At 68.4% G+C, this 18,636-nt stretch carries 14 protein-coding genes; 10 read left to right on the top strand and 4 right to left on the bottom strand.

The features are described 5' to 3' along the window. The first annotated feature begins 10 nt into the window (after window positions 1-10). A complete protein-coding gene (locus M2157_RS17740; protein WP_280865693.1) occupies window positions 11-982 on the top strand; it encodes a phosphotransferase in 972 nt (323 codons plus the stop codon). Window positions 983-987: 5 nt separating this feature from the next. Then, on the top strand, window positions 988-1,293 hold the full coding sequence (locus M2157_RS17735; RefSeq protein ID WP_280862745.1) for a hypothetical protein: 306 nt from the start codon (window positions 988-990) through the stop codon (window positions 1,291-1,293). Here M2157_RS17735 and M2157_RS17730 read toward each other — a convergent pair. From M2157_RS17730 to M2157_RS17715, 4 genes are read right to left on the bottom strand one after another with little or no spacing between them, the layout of a single operon-like run. After that, window positions 1,274-2,044 (bottom strand): succinate dehydrogenase/fumarate reductase iron-sulfur subunit, encoded by a 771-nt coding sequence (locus M2157_RS17730; RefSeq protein WP_280862744.1) that lies wholly within the window; start codon window positions 2,042-2,044, stop codon window positions 1,274-1,276. The genes M2157_RS17735 and M2157_RS17730 overlap by 20 nt on opposite strands. Continuing rightward, the gene (locus M2157_RS17725; protein ID WP_280865692.1) at window positions 2,041-3,975 is read right to left on the bottom strand and encodes a fumarate reductase/succinate dehydrogenase flavoprotein subunit; all 1,935 of its coding nucleotides are present in this window, start codon (window positions 3,973-3,975) and stop codon (window positions 2,041-2,043) included. Before M2157_RS17725 ends, M2157_RS17730 begins: the two co-directional genes overlap by 4 nt. Then, entirely contained in the window at window positions 3,975-4,811 is an 837-nt protein-coding gene (locus tag M2157_RS17720; protein ID WP_280862742.1) for a hypothetical protein, read from the bottom strand. The genes M2157_RS17725 and M2157_RS17720 overlap by 1 nt, the downstream gene beginning before the upstream one ends. A gap of 19 nt (window positions 4,812-4,830) precedes the next feature. After that, the gene (locus M2157_RS17715; RefSeq protein WP_280862741.1) at window positions 4,831-5,121 is read right to left on the bottom strand and encodes a hypothetical protein; all 291 of its coding nucleotides are present in this window, start codon (window positions 5,119-5,121) and stop codon (window positions 4,831-4,833) included. Between the two features lie 298 nt (window positions 5,122-5,419). Between M2157_RS17715 and M2157_RS17710 the strand changes: the two genes are divergently transcribed. The 8 genes from M2157_RS17710 (at window position 5,420) to M2157_RS17675 (ending at window position 18,634) form a co-directional block, all read left to right on the top strand. Beyond that, on the top strand, window positions 5,420-7,645 hold the full coding sequence (locus M2157_RS17710; RefSeq protein WP_280862740.1) for an ABC transporter family substrate-binding protein: 2,226 nt from the start codon (window positions 5,420-5,422) through the stop codon (window positions 7,643-7,645). 128 nt (window positions 7,646-7,773) lie between these two features. Continuing rightward, complete coding sequence (gene typA / locus M2157_RS17705) at window positions 7,774-9,681, top strand: translational GTPase TypA (RefSeq protein ID WP_280862739.1); 1,908 nt, start codon at window positions 7,774-7,776, stop codon at window positions 9,679-9,681. Between the two features lie 371 nt (window positions 9,682-10,052). Further along, the gene (locus M2157_RS17700) at window positions 10,053-11,072 is read left to right on the top strand and encodes an ABC transporter permease (RefSeq protein ID WP_280862738.1); all 1,020 of its coding nucleotides are present in this window, start codon (window positions 10,053-10,055) and stop codon (window positions 11,070-11,072) included. A gap of 99 nt (window positions 11,073-11,171) precedes the next feature. Beyond that, the gene (locus M2157_RS17695) at window positions 11,172-12,965 is read left to right on the top strand and encodes an ABC transporter substrate-binding protein (protein WP_280862737.1); all 1,794 of its coding nucleotides are present in this window, start codon (window positions 11,172-11,174) and stop codon (window positions 12,963-12,965) included. A 98-nt stretch (window positions 12,966-13,063) separates the two neighbouring features. Beyond that, window positions 13,064-14,041 carry an ABC transporter permease gene (locus M2157_RS17690; RefSeq protein WP_280862736.1) on the top strand — a complete coding sequence of 326 codons (978 nt, stop codon included), beginning with the start codon at window positions 13,064-13,066 and terminating at the stop codon, window positions 14,039-14,041. Window positions 14,042-14,056: 15 nt separating this feature from the next. Then, window positions 14,057-15,118 carry an ABC transporter ATP-binding protein gene (locus M2157_RS17685; protein WP_280862735.1) on the top strand — a complete coding sequence of 354 codons (1,062 nt, stop codon included), beginning with the start codon at window positions 14,057-14,059 and terminating at the stop codon, window positions 15,116-15,118. A gap of 13 nt (window positions 15,119-15,131) precedes the next feature. Continuing rightward, window positions 15,132-16,271, top strand: coding sequence for a dipeptide ABC transporter ATP-binding protein (locus M2157_RS17680; RefSeq protein WP_280862734.1), 1,140 nt, complete (start codon window positions 15,132-15,134; stop codon window positions 16,269-16,271). Window positions 16,272-16,993: 722 nt separating this feature from the next. Further along, the gene (locus tag M2157_RS17675; protein WP_280865691.1) at window positions 16,994-18,634 is read left to right on the top strand and encodes an ABC transporter substrate-binding protein; all 1,641 of its coding nucleotides are present in this window, start codon (window positions 16,994-16,996) and stop codon (window positions 18,632-18,634) included. The last annotated feature ends 2 nt before the right edge of the window (window positions 18,635-18,636 follow it).

Below are 18,636 nucleotides of genomic sequence, written 5' to 3'. Positions count from 1 at the left end.
GATCTACCGGATGACCACCACCCGCAGGCACCTCACCCGCGACGACCTCGCCCCCCTCGCCCGCGCCGCGACCGGCCGCGCCCTCACCGGCGTCACCCGGCTCCGCGGTGGCAGCAGGAAGGGTGTCTACCGGCTCGCCCTCGACGACGGCGCGACGGTCGTCGCCTACGTCTGGTCGCCGGACGAGGACTACTGGGACGCAGGCCCCTCCGACCCCCGCGACCCCTTCTCCGCGGGGACCGGTCCCGACGTGTTCACGGCCGCCCACGACCGGCTGGTCGCGGCCGGCGTGCGCACCCCCCGCCTCCTGTACGCCGACACCACCATGGACGCCGTGGTCGTCGAGGACATGCGGGGCGGCAGTCTGGAGGAGGCCCTGGAGCGGGACCCGGTCGCCGGTCGCGCCGCGCTGGAACTGCTGGCCGCCGAACTCGGGACCCTGCACGCGCAGGAGGGCCCCGGACTCGGCAAGGTCGGCCTCGTCGACAACGGCGGTACCTCGTCGTCGGGTTCGGCCGCCCGCCGTATCACCGAGGGCGCCCTGCGCCACATCGAGCAGGCCGCCGTACGGGACGAACGGATCGCCGCCGTACGGGAGGAGCTCGAGGAGACCGTACGCCGGCTCGCCGCAGCCGTCCGGCCCCGCGCCCGGCACACCCTCGTCCACGGCGAACTCGGCGCCGACCACGTCCTGTTGGACGACCGGGGCAGGCCCGCCCTCATCGACGTCGAAGGGCTCATGTACTTCGACGTCGAGTGGGAGCACGTATTCCTGCGCATCCGCTTCGGACCGCGGCACTACGACGCCCTGCGCGCTCCCGGCCTCGACGAGGACCGGATGCGCCTCTACCGCCTCGCCATGCACGTGTCCCTGGTCGCCGGCCCCCTCCGCCTGATCGAGGGCGACTTCCCCAACCCGGACGGGATGCGGGAGATCGCGGAATCCAACCTGGTCAGGGTGCTGGAGCTCATGGGACGATGATCGGTATGCGCGACGTACTGGACATCCTGGCGGCCCTGGTCCTGGCGATCGGAGCGGTGCTCTCCGTCGCCGCGATCACCACCGGGTGGATCGCGCCGGGCCGCGGGCGTGCCAAGGTGCTGCGGCCCCGCGTGTGGGGCTACGGCACCCTGGTCGCCATGGCCGGGATCGGCACGTATCTGTTCGTCGGCCCGCTCCAGGGACCGGACATGGGCAACTTCCCGGTCGCGATGAGCGGCATGGCCGTGTTCGCCGCGGGGCTGTACATCCAGCGGCAGGCCATGAAACCGGCTAGGAAGGCCTCCTCCTGATCTTCGATCCCAGCCACACCAGCGGGTCGTACTTGCGGTCGACGGCCCGTTCCTTCAGCGGGATCAGCGCGTTGTCCGTGATCTTGATGCCCTCGGGGCAGACCTCCGTGCAGCACTTGGTGATGTTGCAGTAGCCGAGACCGTGCTCGTCCTGGGCCGTCTTCTTGCGGTCCAGGCCGGACTCCTCGGCCGCGTCCAGCGGGTGCATGTCGAGTTCGGCGACCCGCATCAAGAAGCGCGGGCCCGCGAACGCCGTCTTGTTCTCCTCGTGGTCGCGGACGACATGGCAGGTGTCCTGGCACAGGAAGCACTCGATGCACTTGCGGAACTCCTGCGAGCGGTCCACGTCCTCCTGCATCATCCGGTACTCGCCCGGCCCGAGGTCCGACGGTGGCACGAACGCCGGGACCTCGCGCGCCTTCTGGTAGTTGAAGCCGACGTTCGTGACCAGGTCCCGGACGACGGGAAAGGCCCGCAGCGGGGTGACCGTGATCGTCTCGTCCTGGGTGAACACCGACATGCGGGTCATGCACATCAGCCGGGGCCGCCCGTTGATCTCCGCGGAGCAGGAACCGCACTTGCCCGCCTTGCAGTTCCAGCGGACGGCGAGATCGGGCGCCTGGGTGGCCTGGAGGCGGTGGATGATGTCCAGCACCACTTCGCCGTCGTTGACCTCGACCTTGAAGTCCTCCAGGTCCCCGCCCTTCACATCGCCCCGCCACACCTTGAAGTGGGCCGTGTAGCCGCTCATTCGTACAACTCCTCTTCGGCGAGGTACTTGACCAGCTCCTCCTTGTCGAAGAGGGCGAGCAGGTCGGCGCGGATGGGGTCGGTGGTCTCGCGGGTGAGGTCGATCTGGCCCCGGACGGGGTCGGTCGCCGCCAACCCGCCCGTGGGATCGGTCAGTTGGCACAGCAGGTTGATCCGGCGCCACTCGCGGTCCATCGCCGGATGGTCCTCGCGGGTGTGGCCGCCGCGCGACTCGGTCCGCTCCAGCGCGGCCCGCGCCACGCACTCGCTGACCAGCAGCATGTTCCTGAGGTCCAGCGCGAGGTGCCAGCCCGGGTTGAACTGCCGGTGCCCCTCGACCCCGGCCCGCCGGGCCCGTACCCGAAGATCCCCCAGTTTCTCCAGGGCCTGCTCCATCTCGCCCTCGCGGCGGATGATGCCGACCAGGTCGTTCATCGCCTGCTGGAGCTCCTGGTGCAGGGTGTACGGGTTCTCCGGAGGGCCTACGGCGGGCTCCGCGCCCTCGGCCGAGAACGGCCGCAGCGCCTCGGCCGCCGCCGCGTCGACCTGGACCTCGTCCACGGGAGGGCGGTCCGCCGCGAGCCCGGTCGCGTACTCGGCCGCGTGCCAGCCCGCCCGGCGTCCGAACACCAGCAGGTCGGAGAGGGAGTTGCCGCCGAGCCGGTTCGAGCCGTGCATGCCGCCGGCCACCTCACCGGCCGCGAACAGTCCCGGCACCCCGCGCGCCGCCGCCGTGTCCGACTCGACCGCGATACCGCCCATCACGTAGTGACAGGTCGGCCCGACCTCCATCGGCTCGGCCGTGATGTCGACGTCGGCCAGCTCCTTGAACTGGTGGTACATGGACGGCAGCCGGCGCCGGATGACCTCGGCGGGCATCCGCGTCGAGACGTCGAGGAAGACCCCGCCGTGCGGGGAGCCCCGGCCGGCCTTCACCTCGGAGTTGATCGCGCGGGCCACCTCGTCGCGGGGGAGCAGCTCGGGCGGGCGCCGGTTGTTGTCCGGGTCCTCGTACCAGCGGTCGCCCTCCTCCTCCGACTGGGCGTACTTCTCCTTGAAGACGTCGGGGATGTAGTCGAACATGAACCGCTTGCCCTCGGAGTTCCTGAGCACCCCGCCGTCACCGCGCACCGACTCGGTGACGAGGATGCCCTTCACCGACGGCGGCCAGACCATGCCGGTCGGGTGGAACTGCACGAACTCCATGTTCAGCAGGGGCGCGCCGGCGAGCAGCGCCAGCGCGTGGCCGTCGCCGGTGTACTCCCACGAGTTCGACGTCACCTTGAAGGACTTTCCGATGCCACCGGTCGCGATCACGACGGCCGGGGCTTCGAGGACGAAGAAACGGCCGGTCTCGCGGTCGTAGGCGAAGACCCCGGAGACGCGGCTCCCGTCCTTGAGGACCCTCGTGACCGTGCACTCCTGGTAGACCTTCAGGCGGGACTCGTAGTCGCCGGTCTCCTTGTGGTCCTCCTGCTGGAGCGAGACGATCTTCTGCTGGAGCGTGCGGATCAGTTCGAGGCCCGTGCGGTCGCCGACGTGGGCGAGGCGTGGGTACTCATGGCCGCCGAAGTTGCGCTGCGAGATCCGGCCGTCCTTCGTACGGTCGAACAGGGCGCCCCAGGTCTCCAGCTCCCAGACCCGGTCCGGGGCCTCCTGGGCGTGCAGTTCGGCCATCCGCCACTGGTTGAGGAACTTGCCGCCGCGCATGGTGTCGCGGAAGTGGACCTGCCAGTTGTCGTTCGAGTTGGCGTTGCCCATGCTGGCCGCGATGCCGCCCTCGGCCATCACCGTGTGCGCCTTGCCGAACAGCGACTTGCAGATCACGGCCGTACGGGCACCGCGCTCGCGGGCCTCGATGGCGGCACGCAATCCGGCCCCTCCGGCGCCGACCACGACGACGTCCCATTCCTGCCGGTCGACCACGGACATCAGAAGAACCTCGGATCGTCGAAGACACCGGACGCGACGAGATACACGTAGAAGTCGGCGAGCGCCACGCTCACCAACGACGCCCAGGCGAGCTGCATGTGCCTGGCGTTGAGCTTCCCGACCCACTGCCACATGCGATAGCGCACGGGATGCTTGGAGAAGTGCCTGAGCTTGCCGCCGACGATGTGCCGGCAGGAGTGGCACGAGATCGTGTACGCCCAGATCAGCACGATGTTGATCAGGAAGACGAGGGTGCCGAGGCCCATGTGGCCCCACGCGTAGTGCTCGTCGCGGAAGGCGAGCACGGTGTCGTAGGTCAGGATCCCGGCGACCACGATCGCGGCGTAGAAGAAGTACCGGTGGATGTTCTGCAGGATCAGCGGGAAGCGGGTCTCACCTGTGTACTTCTTGTGCGGCTCGGCCACCGCGCAGGCCGGCGGGGACGCCCAGAAGCCCCGGTAGTAGGCCTTGCGGTAGTAGTAGCAGGTCAGGCGGAAGCCGAGCGGGAAGATCAGGATGATGATCGCGGGGGAGATGCCCCACCAGCCGCCGAAGATCTCCCAGTTGGGGCCGTGCCGCATGGGTTCGCAGCGCTCGGCGAGACAGGGTGAGTAGAACGGCGAGACATACGGGGCCGCGTAGTAGTCCGTGTCGGCGAAGGCCCGCCAGGTCGAGTACACGATGAAGGCGAGCAGCCCGGCGGCGGTGACCGCCGGTGCCAGCCACCAGCGGTCGGTGCGCAGGTGCGGGGCGTCGATCGCGGCGCGTGTACCCGTGTGTACGCCGCCGCGGGGGCTATGGGATTCGGTGTCGGGAGGTTCCGTACCAGTGGCCAACGCTTGACTCCGGTCGGGTTCAGGGGGCTCGGCGGTCGCGGGCGCCGAGTCCCTCGTCGTCCGAGTCCGTCCACAGGGTGTTGTCGTACGGGGTGTCGGAGATGGAGACGAGATCCGGGCGGCGCGCCTTGGCGAGGGCCGGGTCGGTCTCCTTCAGCAGCGCGAGGCTCTCGCGCAGCCGGTCGGCGTCGATCCGCACACGGCGCATCTCCAGACCGCTGCTGCCCAGCTGCTGCTCAAGGCGCTTGACGTACCTGAGCACGTCGTCGAGCGAGCGCTGCGCCGCTGCCAGTTCGTCGTTCACGGACATGACGTGACCTCACTTCCGTGGGCGGGGATGCCCTGGACGGGAACGGTCATGCGCCTGCGAGTGTTGCGCGTCACACCAGCCGGTGTGAAGGGACGTGCACGGATTGGCGGATCGTGAGCCTCCGTGCGCGCCCCTCGTGCGCCGTCGATTGCGCCGCACGGGTGGGCTTCCCGGTCGTTGTCGCCGTGTCGCCGTCCGTTGCCGAACCCTTTCCTCTTCAGTGGCCGCATACATGTGATCAGCACCATATACCGCCAAAAGTGATCATAACGCCCGCGGCTCCCGGAGGTAAGCAGAGATGTCCAACGACGGCGTCGGATCGCGCGCGGTCACGCGCTCGGTCGCCTTCCTGACCGCGGGCGTGCTCGCGGTGACCGCGCTCTCCGGGTGCAGCTCCGAGGAGAAGCAGAGCAAGCCCCTCGCCGCGCAGGACATCGCGCCCGCCGCCCGCAACCAGGTCGCCGACGGCGGCACCCTGCACTGGGCCGTGGACGCCGTACCGGAGACCCTGAACACCTTCCAGTCGGACGCGGACGCGACCACCACCACCGTCGCCCAGGCGGTCCTGCCGTCGATGTACCGGCTCGACGCGAACGGGCGGCCGCAGGTCCACCCCGACTACCTGGAGTCGGCGAAGGTCGTGGAGACCGGGCCGAAGCAGGTCGTGCTGTACAAGCTGAACCAGCAGGCCGTGTGGAGCGACGGCCGGGAGATCGGGGCCGCCGACTTCGCCGCCCAGTGGCGCGCCCTGTCCGGCAAGGACTCCGCGTACTGGACCGCCCGCAACGCCGGCTACGACCGCATCGAGAAGATCGAACGCGGGGCCAACGACCTGGAGGTCCGGGTCACCTTCGCGCGGCCGTACGCCGACTGGCGCTCGCTGTTCTCACCGCTGTACCCGAAGGACGTCATGGGCACGCCGGACTCCTTCAACGACTCCGCCCGGAAGAAGCTCAAGGTCACCGCCGGCCCCTTCGCACTGAAGAAGGTCGACCGCAAGCAGGACGAGGTCATCCTCACCCGCAGTACGCGCTGGTGGGGCCACCCGGCCAAGCTGGACCGGATCGTGCTCCGCGCCGTGCCGCGCGACAAGCGGGCCGCCGCCCTGGCCGCCGGTGAGCTCGAGCTCGCCGACGTCGACCCCGAGGCCCTCGGCCGCATCGGCCTGGCCGCCCGCGCGGGAGCCACACCCGGCAGCAGCCCGCTCGCGGGCCCGGGCGGACTTCCCGCGCACGGCACCGGCGGCAACCTGGCCGCCGCCGACGCGCTGCGCTCCTGGGCCGTCGCCCACGGCGACGACGAGGAGGCCGCCGACGAGGAGCTCAGCGCCCGGCAGAAGAAGCGCAGGGCGCTCGCCGCCTACGCGCGTGAGCAGGCGGCCCTGAAGGGCTTCGAGGTCCGCAGGTCCCTGGAACCCGCCTACACCCAGCTCGCCCTCAACGGCGCCTCCGGCCCGCTCGCCGACGAGCGGGTCCGCCGGGCCGTGGCCCGCGCCATCGACCGCAAGGCGCTGGCCGGCGTCGTCCTCTCCCCGCTCGGGCTGCCCGCCGTGCCGGTCGGCAGCCACCTCGCGCTCTCCGGCCAGGACGCCTACGCCGACAACAGCGGCGCGCTCGGCGGCCAGGACGCCGAGGAGGCCCAGGCGCTCCTCGCGGACGCCGGGTGGGTGGCCGGCGGCAAGATCGAGAAGGAGAAGAAGAAGGGCGGGAAGGCCGCGGGGGCCGAGGGGAAGAAGACCGGGCGGGACTCCGAGAAGGACGACGACGGGACGTACGTCGTCGGCGAGGACGACAAGGGCGACGGCAAGGACCCCGAGGACCGCCACGAGGGCGGGGACGGTCCGCGGCATCTCGCTCAGGACGGCAAGCAGTACGCGAACAAGCTGAGGCAGGGCGGCGCTCCCGGGGCCTACGCCCCCAAGGGCACGGCGGCTCCGGCGGACACGGTGACGAAGCTGCTGGCCAAGAACGGCAAGGCGCTCACCCTGCGGTTCGTGCTGCCGTCGGGGCCCGGGTCCGGGACGCTGCGGACGGTTGCCGGGCGGATCTCCTCGATGCTGGAGAAGGTCGGTATCCGGACGGAGATCTCCAAGGTCTCCGACGAGAGCTACTTCAAGGACCACATCGCGTCCGGGCAGTACGACCTCGCGTTGTACTCCTGGCCGACGTCCGCGTTCCCCGCCACCGACGCCCGCCCGATCTTCGCGAAGCCGGTGCCGGCCGCGGACGGTTCGCTGAACGTCGAGCAGAACTACACGCGGGTCGGCACCGACCAGGTGGACCAGCTCTTCGACCAGGCCGTCGCCACGCTCGACGAGGGCAGGAGCCGGGACCTGATCCGCAAGGCGGATTCACGGATCTGGGCCGCCGCCGGGTCCATCCCGCTGTATCAGCGGCCCCAGCTGACAGCCGCCAAGAAGGCCGTGGTCAACGCCGGTGCCTTCGGATTCCAGACGCCCGTCTACGAGGACATGGGCTTCCACAAGAAGGCCGTGAAAGCCCCCGCCCGGCCGTCCGCGGACTGAGCCCGGCGAGCCCCCGCCCGGGAGGCAACGTACGATGGGGTGAGGCCGTGGCGTGTCAAGCCCGGCAGGCCCGCGTCACACGGACGTTCGTAGCAGGGCCTTCTCACCACTTGGGAGTACGCCGCAATATGGCCACGCGCCACGACATCCGCAATGTCGCCATCGTCGCCCACGTCGACCACGGCAAGACGACTCTTGTCGACGCCATGCTCAAGCAGGCCGGCGCCTTCGCCGCGCACGCCGCCGAGTCGCTCGACGACCGCATGATGGACTCGAACGACCTGGAGCGTGAGAAGGGCATCACGATCCTGGCCAAGAACACGGCCGTGAAGTACCACCCCAAGGATGGCGGCGACGTCATCACCATCAACATCATCGACACCCCGGGCCACGCCGACTTCGGTGGCGAGGTCGAGCGCGGTCTGTCGATGGTGGACGCGGTGGTCCTGCTGGTCGACGCCTCCGAGGGGCCGCTGCCGCAGACCCGCTTCGTGCTGCGCAAGGCGCTTCAGCAGCGCCTGCCGGTCATCCTGTGCATCAACAAGACCGACCGCCCGGACTCCCGGATCGACGAGGTCGTCAACGAGACGTACGACCTCTTCCTGGACCTGGACGCGGACGAGGAGCAGATCGAGTTCCCCATCGTCTACGCGTGTGCGCGTGACGGTGTCGCCTCGCTGACCAAGCCGGAGAACGGCACGGTCCCGGCGGACAGCGACAGCCTGGAGCCGTTCTTCACCACGATCCTCTCGCACGTCCCGGCTCCCGAGTACGACGAGGAGGCCCCGCTCCAGGCGCACGTCACGAACCTGGACGCCGACAACTTCCTCGGCCGTATCGCGCTGCTCCGCGTCGAGCAGGGCGAGCTGCGCAAGGGCCAGACCGTCACGTGGATCAAGCGCGACGGCACGATGTCCAACGTCCGCATCACCGAGCTGCTGATGACCGAGGCACTCACCCGCAAGCCCGCCGAGATGGCCGGCCCCGGTGACATCTGTGCCGTCGCCGGTATCCCGGACATCATGATCGGTGAGACCCTCGCGGACCCCGAGAACCCGATCCCGCTGCCGCTCATCACGGTCGACGAGCCGGCGATCTCCATGACCATCGGTACGAACACCTCGCCGCTGGTCGGCCGGGGTGGCACCGGCAAGGGCGCCTCGGCCAAGGCCGCGGTCAAGGACCGCAAGGTGACCGCCCGTCAGGTCAAGGACCGCCTCGACCGCGAGCTGATCGGTAACGTCTCCCTCCGGGTGCTCGACACCGAGCGCCCGGACGCCTGGGAGGTCCAGGGCCGTGGGGAGCTCGCGCTGGCCATCCTGGTCGAGCAGATGCGCCGTGAGGGCTTCGAGCTGACGATCGGCAAGCCGCAGGTCGTCACCAAGATCGTCGACGGCAAGGTGTACGAGCCCGTCGAGCGCATGACGATCGACGTCCCCGAGGAGCACATGGGCGCGGTCACGCAGCTCATGGGCGTCCGCAAGGGCCGTATGGACAACATGTCGAACCATGGCTCCGGTTGGGTCCGTATGGAGTTCGTCGTGCCGTCCCGCGGCCTGATCGGCTTCCGTACGGAGTTCCTGACCGGTACCCGTGGCACGGGCATCGCCCACTCCATCCACGAGGGCCACGAGCCGTGGTTCGGCACCCTGACGACCCGTAACAACGGCTCGCTGGTCGCCGACCGCGCCGGTGCCGTCACCGCCTTCGCGATGACGAACCTCCAGGAGCGCGGTGTGCTGTTCACCGACCCGGGCACCGAGGTGTACGAGGGCATGATCGTCGGCGAGAACTCGCGCTCCGACGACATGGACGTGAACATCACCAAGGAGAAGAAGCTCACGAACATGCGGTCGGCCTCGGCCGACTCGTTCGAGGCGATCGTCCCGCCGCGCAAGCTCTCCCTGGAGCAGTCCCTGGAGTTCTGCCGCGACGACGAGTGCGTCGAGGTGACTCCGGAAGCGGTCCGCATCCGTAAGGTCAACCTGGACGCCCGCGAGCGCGCCCGCGCCGCGAGCCGCGCCAAGCACGGCTGATCCCACCGCCGGCGAACGTCGGCAGCCCGGTTCTCCGACACTCGGGGAACCGGGCCTCAGGCGTGCCTGCCGATACCTGTCCGTGACCTATGAGAGACCGTCCGGATATCGGTATCCCGCCCAGGTGTTTCGGACATGTGAACTGAAATCCGTTGCGGTATGTCCGTTTTGACGGTCTGTCGATTCACGTGTCAAGCGCGCGCAGGTGTCAATCTTTGCAATTTTTCCTCAAAATATGGCCGGTAGGGAGATCCCTATGCCTTCCGCCCTTGACGCGCGTTGAACACTTTGGCGAAAGTTCCCCCAAACCACAGAACCTGCCGGTATCTGTGCTGCGCTCAACTCTCCAACCCCCCGGGGGAAGTACACACATGACCAGTCCAGTCGCCTTGGACCCCGAGCTCGAGACGGACGCCGAGCCTGTCAAGGGCGAGCAGAAGCTCGAGGGTCGTTCTCCCGGCCAGTTGATGTGGCAGCGCTTCAAGCGTGACCGTACCGGTGTCATCTGCGCCGTGGTAGTGATTTTGTACTTCGTGGTCTCGCTGGCCGCGCCGCTGCTGGTCAAGCTGAGCGGGACCGACCCGTACACGCTGTACGGGCAGGACCCGACCTACGCCGACAAGCCGATCCTGGACCAGTTCGGGCTTCCCCTGGGCTACTTCGGCGGCGTCTCCGGCGACCACTGGTTCGGGGTGGAGCCGCAATACGGCCGTGACCTGTTCGCCATGCTCGTGTACGGCATGCGGACATCGCTGTTCATGGCCCTCGGCGTGACGGTCCTGCTGATGGTCACCGGCGTGATCATCGGTCTGATCGGCGGCTACTTCGGTGGTCGCACCGACTACTGGATCGGTCGGGTCACCGACTTCTTCCTGTCCTTCCCCCAGCAGCTGTTCTTCATCGCCTTCATGCCCGTGGTCACCGCGTTCTTCGTCGACCCGCGGGAGGAGACCCCCACGTACTTCCGCGCACTGGCGATGCTGATCGTGCTGTGGCTGCTGGGCTGGATGGGTATGGCGCGTCTGGTCCGCTCCACCGTTCTGTCCCTGCGTGAGAGGGAGTTCGTCGAGGCCGCCAAGGTCTCCGGCGCCTCCCCCTGGCGGATCGTCCGCAAGGAGATCCTGCCGAACGTGGTGACGCCGATCCTGGTGCAGTTCACGTACTCGCTGCCCAGCACCATCCTCACCATCGCCTTCCTTTCCTTCGCCGGAGTCGGGTTCGTCGAGCCGACTCCGGACTGGGGACGACTGTTCGCCGCAGCTGCCAACTACACCGAGCAGGACCCGGCGTTCCTCTTCTTCCCCGGCCTGGCGCTGGTGATCTTCGTTCTGGCCTTCAACCTCCTCGGAGACTCGGTCCGGGACGCTTTCGACCCCAAGTCCGGGCGGTAACTCGTCCATTGGTGGGGGGTGGCTGCCGCCCCCGCGTCGGCCTACCAGCCGCGTCAGGCAGTACTCATGGATAACAACCGACAGGTAGGTATTCGCCTCATGAAGCCCATCAGCTCGCGCAGAGCGCGCGCCGTAATCGTCGCCCTTGCAGCCGGTTCGCTGGCTCTCACGGCCTGCTCCAAGAACGAGGGCGGCGACTCCGGTACCGACTCGAAGAAGGACCAGGGCGAAGCCTCGGTCCAGTCGAAGGCGGTCACCTACGCCGACGCCGCGGGGTCGACGGGTCCTGCCGAGGAGGTCCCCGGCGCCAAGCCCGGTGGCACGATCAACGTGTACCAGGAGGCGGGCGTCTCGCACCTGGACCCGGGGCAGATCTACGTCTCGGACGCCGGCCAGGTCGCCAACCTGCTGTTCCGTCGCCTGACCCAGTTCAAGGAGGACGGCAAGGGCGGCGTCTCGGTCGTGGGTGACCTCGCGACCGACTCGGGCAAGTCCTCGGACGGCGGCAAGACCTGGACCTTCACGCTGAAGGACGGCATCAAGGACCAGAACGGCAACGCCATCACGTCCGCCGACGTCCGCCACACCGTCGAGCGTCAGTACGCGAGCTTCATCTTCGACGGCCCGACCTACCTGCAGACCTGGCTGAGCGGCGCGGACTACCGCAAGGCGCTCCCGGACGGCGGCTTCGGCAAGAAGCACCTGCCTGCGTCGGTGCTTGACACCCCGGACGACAAGACGGTCGTCTTCCACTTCGACACCGCGCGCCCGGACCTGCCGCAGACCCTGGCCATGGCCGGCTACGCCATCGTCCCGGAGAAGACGGACACGAAGGCGGCGTACGACAAGGCCCCGGTCGCCACCGGCCCGTACAAGATCGCCTCGAACAAGGTCGGCAAGGAGCTCGTCCTCACCAAGAACACCAACTGGGACCCGAAGACCGACTCCGTGCGCCACCAGTACGCGAACGGTTTCGACTTCCAGTTCGGCATCACCGAGTCGACCCAGACCAAGCGTCTGATCGCCGACCAGGGCGAGGACAAGAACGCCATCCAGTTCACCGGCGGCGTCGAGTCCACGCAGATCCAGGACGTCATCGGCAACCCGGCCGTCAGCAAGCGCACGGTCAAGGGCTACCAGCCCTACGTCATGCAGCTGACCTTCAACCTGGACCGCGTGAAGGACCTCAAGGTCCGTCAGGCCATCACCTACGCGGTCAACTCGAAGTCGCTCATCGCCGGTGAGGGCGGTGCCTACGGCGGCGACGTGGCCCCGAACTACTTCGCCCCGACCCTTCCGGGCTACGAGGCCAACTACGACCCCTACGGCCGTCTGAAGACGCCGCAGGGCAACATCGCGAAGGCCAAGGAGATCCTCAAGGGCGTTCCGGCGGCCGAGAAGAAGGTCGTCTTCGCCTACGCCAACAGCGAGGCGGGCCAGAAGCGCAAGGTCGCCATCGAGGACGCGCTCACCAAGGTCGGCTTCGACGTGGTGGCCAAGGAAGTCGACGCGGCGAGCTACTACGAGCAGATCGGCAAGCTCAAGAACCCGTACGACATCTACATCACGGGTTGGGGCCAGGACTGGCCGTCCGCGGCCACGGTGATCACGCCCATCTACGACGGCACCCAGGTCGCCGACGGTTCCTCGAACTACTCGCACGTCAAGGACCCGAAGGTCGACGCCCTGATCAAGCAGGCCCTCTCCGAGGACCCGACCGCGGCCGCCAAGACCTGGAAGGAAGCCCAGCACTACCTGCTGGAGAAGGTCGTCCCGGCTGCCCCGCTCTGGTACACCAAGCAGTTCCAGCTCTCCGGGTCGAACATCGGTGGCGCCCGCTACGGCTCGGTGTCCAGCCTGATCGACATCACCCGTCTGTACGTCAAGTCGTAACTCTCTACGGCTGAACGCGGGGGCGCGCACCAGGCGGAGCGCGCCCCCGCACCTCCGTGAAACCTCCCACCGTCTCCGCAGAGAGCAGCCCTCCCGCCATGTTTCAGTTCATCATCCGGCGCACAGTCGGTGCCCTGGTCACCCTGTTCCTCATCGGCGCCGCCACGTTCTTCCTGTTCGTCGCCGCGCCCTCCGACTACGCCTCTCTGGCCTGTGGCAAGGACTGCTCGCCCGCGAGACTGGAGGACATCCGCCAGGCTCTCGGCCTCAACCTGCCGATCCACCAGCAGTTCTGGGACTTCATGTCCGGCATCGTGGTCGGTCGTGACTTCCCGACCGGTCACTGCAGCGCGCCCTGCCTGGGTCAGTCGTTCTACTCGGGCGACATGGTCTGGTCGACGATCATGGACCGCTTCCCGACGACCCTCACGCTCACCGCGGGCGGTGCGGTCGTCTTCGTCATCGTCGGTGTCGGCGCCGGCATGATCGCCGCCTACCGGCGGGGCACCCTGGTCGACAAGATCGCCACCGGTGTGTCCATGGTGCTCAGTTCGTTCCAGATCTACGTGCTCGGACCGATCGTCCTGCTGATCTTCGTCTACAGCACCGGCTGGATGGACAACCCGCAGTACCACCCGATCACCCAGGACCCGTGGACCTGGTTCACCGGCATGCTGCTGCCCGTGCTGGTGATGGCCACGATCTTCACCGCGCAGTACACGCGTATGGCCCGCTCCTCGATGATCGAGCAGCTCGCGGAGGAGCACGTGCGCACCGCCCGCGCCAAGGGCATGTCGCAGAAGTACGTGTTCTTCCGCTACGCCTGGCGCGGTTCGATGATCCCGATCGTCACCGTCCTCGGCATCGACATCAGCTCGATGCTCGGCGGCGCCGTGGTCACCGAGCTGACCTTCTCGCTCCAGGGGATCGGCCGCCTCGCCGTGGACGGCGCGGTCCACAAGGACCTGCCGCTCACCATGGGCGTCATGCTGTTCGGTGCCTTCTTCATCCTGATCGTCAACATCCTCACCGACATCGCGTACGCCTACATCGACCCGCGCGTCCGGCTCTCCTAGGAAGAACGAACCACCGTGACCACACTGACCAAGACCGAGGACGCGCCGGCCCCGACCGGTCCGGAGAGCTTCCTCTCGGTGCGTGATCTGAAGGTGCAGTTCTCCACCGAGGACGGCATCGTCAAGGCGGTCGACGGCCTCTCCTTCGACGTCGAGCGCGGCAAGACCCTGGGCATCGTCGGCGAGTCCGGCTCCGGCAAGTCCGTCACCAACCTGACGATCCTGGGCCTGCACAACCCGCGTTCCAGCTCCGTCGACGGCGAGATCGTCCTCGACGGCAAGGAACTCGTCACCGCCACCGAGCGGGAGCTGGAGCAGCTCCGCGGCAACAAGATGGCGATGATCTTCCAGGACCCGCTGACCGCCCTGTCGCCGTTCTACACGGTGGGCCGGCAGCTGGCCGAGCCGTTCATGAAGCACCGGGGCGCCTCCAAGAAGGAGGCCAGGGACCGTGCCGTCCAGATGCTGGAGAAGGTCGGCATCCCGCAGCCCAAGCAGCGTTACGACGACTACCCGCACCAGTTCTCCGGCGGTATGCGCCAGCGCGCGATGATCGCCATGGCGCTGATGTGCGACCCCGACCTGCTGATCGCCGACGAGCCGACCACCGCGCTGGACGTCACCGTGCAGGCCCAGATCCTGGACCTGCTCAAGGACCTCCAGCAGGAGTTCGGCTCCGCGATCATCTTCATCACGCACGACCTCGGCGTCATCTCGAACATGGCCGACGACCTGCTGGTGATGTACGCGGGCCGGGCCGTGGAGCGCGGCTCCGTCCGGGAGGTCCTGGGCGCGCCCAAGCACCCCTACACCTGGGGCCTGCTGAGCTCGATGCCCCGCCTGGACGGCGACATCAACGAGGCGCTGGAGCCGATCCCCGGCTCGCCGCCTTCGCTGCTCAACCCGCCCTCCGGCTGCCCGTTCCACCCGCGGTGCGCCTTCAAGGACGAGGTGCCGGGCACGCTGTGCACCGACTCCCGCCCGCCGCTGGGCGAGGGGCGCGCCTCCGCGTGCCACCTGACGGCCGAGCAGAAGCAGACCATCTTCATCGACAAGATCCAGCCCCGGCTGCGCTAGGGAGATCCGAGACATGAGCGACAACCTCACCCTCCCCGCCCAGCAGGGTTCCACCGGTACCTCGACCGAGGAACTCCTCAAGGTCGAGGGCCTGACCAAGCACTTCCCGATCTACGGCGGCTTCCCGATCAAACGCAAAGTCGGCGCCGTTCAGGCCGTCGACGGGGTCGACCTGACGGTCGGCGTCGGCGAGAGCGTCGGCCTGGTCGGCGAGTCCGGCTGCGGCAAGTCGACGACGGGCCGGCTGATCACGCGGCTCCTGGAGCCGACGGCCGGCAAGATCACGTATTCCGGTCAGGACATCACGCACGCCTCGCGCCGTCAGCTGGCGCCGGTGCGGTCCGAGATCCAGATGATCTTCCAGGACCCGTACTCCTCGCTGAACCCCCGGCAGACCGTCGGCTCGATCATCAAGTCGCCGATGGAGGTCAACGGGATCGAGCCGGAGGGCGGCCGGGAGACGAAGGTCCGCGAGCTCCTCGAGCTGGTCGGCCTCAACCCCGAGCACTACAACCGCTTCCCGCACGAGTTCTCCGGCGGTCAGCGCCAGCGCATCGGTGTGGCCCGCGCGCTGGCCCTCCAGCCCAAGCTGATCGTGGCGGACGAGCCGGTCTCCGCGCTGGACGTGTCGATCCAGGCGCAGGTCGTCAACCTGCTCAAGAAGGTCCAGGACGAGCTGGGCATCGCCTTCCTGTTCATCGCCCACGACCTGGCCGTCGTACGGCACTTCTCGCAGCGCGTCGCGGTCATGTACCTCGGCAAGATCGTCGAGGTCGGCGACCGGGAGTCGATCTACAACCGGCCCCGGCACCCGTACACGCACGCCCTGCTCTCCGCGGTGCCGGAGGTCGACATCGACGGCACGGGTGCGAGCCGCGAGCGGATCCGCCTGTCCGGCGACGTCCCCTCGCCGATCCTCCCGCCGTCCGGCTGCCGCTTCCGCACCCGGTGCTGGAAGGCGCAGGACAAGTGCGCCACGGACGAGCCCCCGCTGGTCCAGATCTCCGGCAACCTGGCCGGCCACCTCACGGCCTGTCACTTCCCGGAGGACCCGACCACCGAGGCCCGTGACGAGGACGTGATCTTGGACCCGGCGCTGAAGGCGCTGGAGGACGTGACGGACACGGCCGACGAGGCGCCGGCCAAGGACTGACGCGCCCTGCACAACCCCCGGCCGGGGGCGGAGACGCTACGCCTCCGCCCCCGGCCGCGGTTTTCCCCCTGCTCTGCCGCCGAGCCGATGCCGGTGGAGGTGACCGGAGGCCGGGACCCCAGGTGGACCTGGCGACACGTCGAGCTGCCGGCGGCGTGGTCTGCCGGCGCCGCGGCACGGCCTGCCGCCACCTTGGGTTGGCGGCCCCCCTGACCATCGCCAACCGGGTCTGGCGGCACCTCGACCTGCTGGCGGCCCGGCCCGGAGGCCCCCAACCCCTGGTTCCCGGCCCCCTGACCTGTCCGCGCCTGACGCAGGGGCAGAGCTGGGTCTGGTGGCGCCTCGGCCTGTTGGCGGCCCGGCCTGGGGCCCCGACCCCTGGTCCCAGGTCCCATTATCTGTCCGCGTCTGACGCAGGGGCAGAGCTGGGTCTGGCGGCGCCTCGGGCTGTTGGCGGCCCGGCCCGGAGGCCCCAACCCCTGGTCCCCGGCCCCCTGACCTATCCGCGCCTGACGCAGGGGCAGAGCTGGGTCTGGTGGCGCCTCGGGCTGTTGGCGGCCTCGCCTGACGGCCCCCTGACCCCCCGGCCCCTTGACGTGGCCCCCGTCGCCTCCGTGCCCCCACCTGTCGCCCCCCACCCCCCAAAGGCCTACCCAGGCATGCGAAATGCCCCTCTTCGTTTGATATTGGCCGGTAACGGATCATTCTTGAGGAGGCACTCCATGCGTGGAGCCACGCGCGCCAAATGGGCCGCTTGCGCGGCGGCGGTAGCCCTCGCGGCGGCGGCCTGTGGCGGGGACAGCGGCAGCGACAGCGGCGGCAGCAGTGACGGCGGCGCCGTGCTGAGCTCCTCCTGGGGTGACCCGCAGAACCCGCTGGAGCCCGCCAACACCAACGAGGTGCAGGGCGGCAAGGTCCTCGACATGATCTTCCGGAGCCTGAAGAAGTACAACCCGGAGACCGGCAAGGCCGAGGACATGCTCGCCGAGAAGATCGACACGAGCGACTCGCAGAACTTCACCATCACGGTCAAGAGCGGCTGGACCTTCAGCAACGGCGAGAAGGTCACCGCCAAGTCGTTCGTGGACGCCTGGAACTACGGAGCCTCCCTCAAGAACAACCAGAAGAACGCCTACTTCTTCGGCTACATCGACGGATACGACAAGACGCACCCGGAGGACGGCAGCAAGCAGAGCGCCGACACCCTCTCCGGACTGAAGGTCACCGGCGAGCAGACCTTCACCGTCAAGCTCAGCCAGAAGTTCTCGACCTTCCCCGACACCCTCGGCTACCCCGCCTACGCCCCGCTCCCGCAGGCGTTCTTCAACGACCACGCGGCCTGGCTGCAGAAGCCCGTCGGGAACGGGCCCTACACCATCGACTCGTACACCAAGGGCTCGCAGATGGCCCTGAAGAAGTGGGACGCCTACCCCGGCCCGGACAAGGCCCAGAACGGCGGCGTGACCCTCAAGGTCTACACCGACAACAACACCGCCTACACCGACCTGCTGGCCGGCAACCTCGACCTGGTGGACGACGTCCCGGCCGCCCAGCTCAAGAACGCCAAGAACGACCTCGGCGACCGCTACATCAACACCCCGGCCGGCATCATCCAGACCCTCGCCTTCCCGTTCTACGACAAGAGGTGGAACACGGCCGGGATGGAGAAGGTCCGCACCGGCCTCTCCCGGGCGATCAACCGCGACCAGATCACCGAGACGATCTTCCAGAAGACCCGCACCCCCGCCACCGACTGGACCTCCCCGGTCCTCGGCAAGGAGGGCGGCTTCCAGGACGGACTGTGCGGGGACGCCTGCGACTACGACCCCGACGCGGCCAAGAAGCTCATCGAGGACGGCGGCGGACTCCCCGGCGGTCAGATCAAGATCACGTACAACGCGGACACCGGCTCCCACAAGCAGTGGGTCGACGCCGTCTGCAACTCCATCAACAACGCGCTCGACAACGACAAGGCCTGCGTCGGCAACCCCGTGGGCACCTTCGCCGACTTCCGCAGCCAGATCACCGCGAAGAAGATGAGCGGCCCCTTCCGGGCGGGCTGGCAGATGGACTACCCGCTCATCCAGAACTTCCTCCAGCCGCTCTACTACACCAACGCCTCCTCCAACGACGGCAAGTGGACCAACAAGGACTTCGACAAGCTCGTCAACGAGGCCAACGCCGAGACCGACACCACCAAGGCGGTGGAGAAGTTCCAGGAGGCCGAGAAGGTCGTACGGGACAACATGGCCGCCATCCCGCTCTGGTACCAGAACGGCAGCGCCGGCTACTCGGAGCGGCTCTCGAACGTGAAGCTCAACCCGTTCAGCGTCCCCGTCTACAACGAGATCAAGGTCGGCTGACC

It is taken from the genome of Streptomyces sp. SAI-127 (assembly GCF_029894425.1).
Classification (GTDB): Bacteria; Actinomycetota; Actinomycetes; order Streptomycetales; family Streptomycetaceae; genus Streptomyces.
This window is presented reverse-complemented; position numbering and strand designations above follow the sequence as displayed.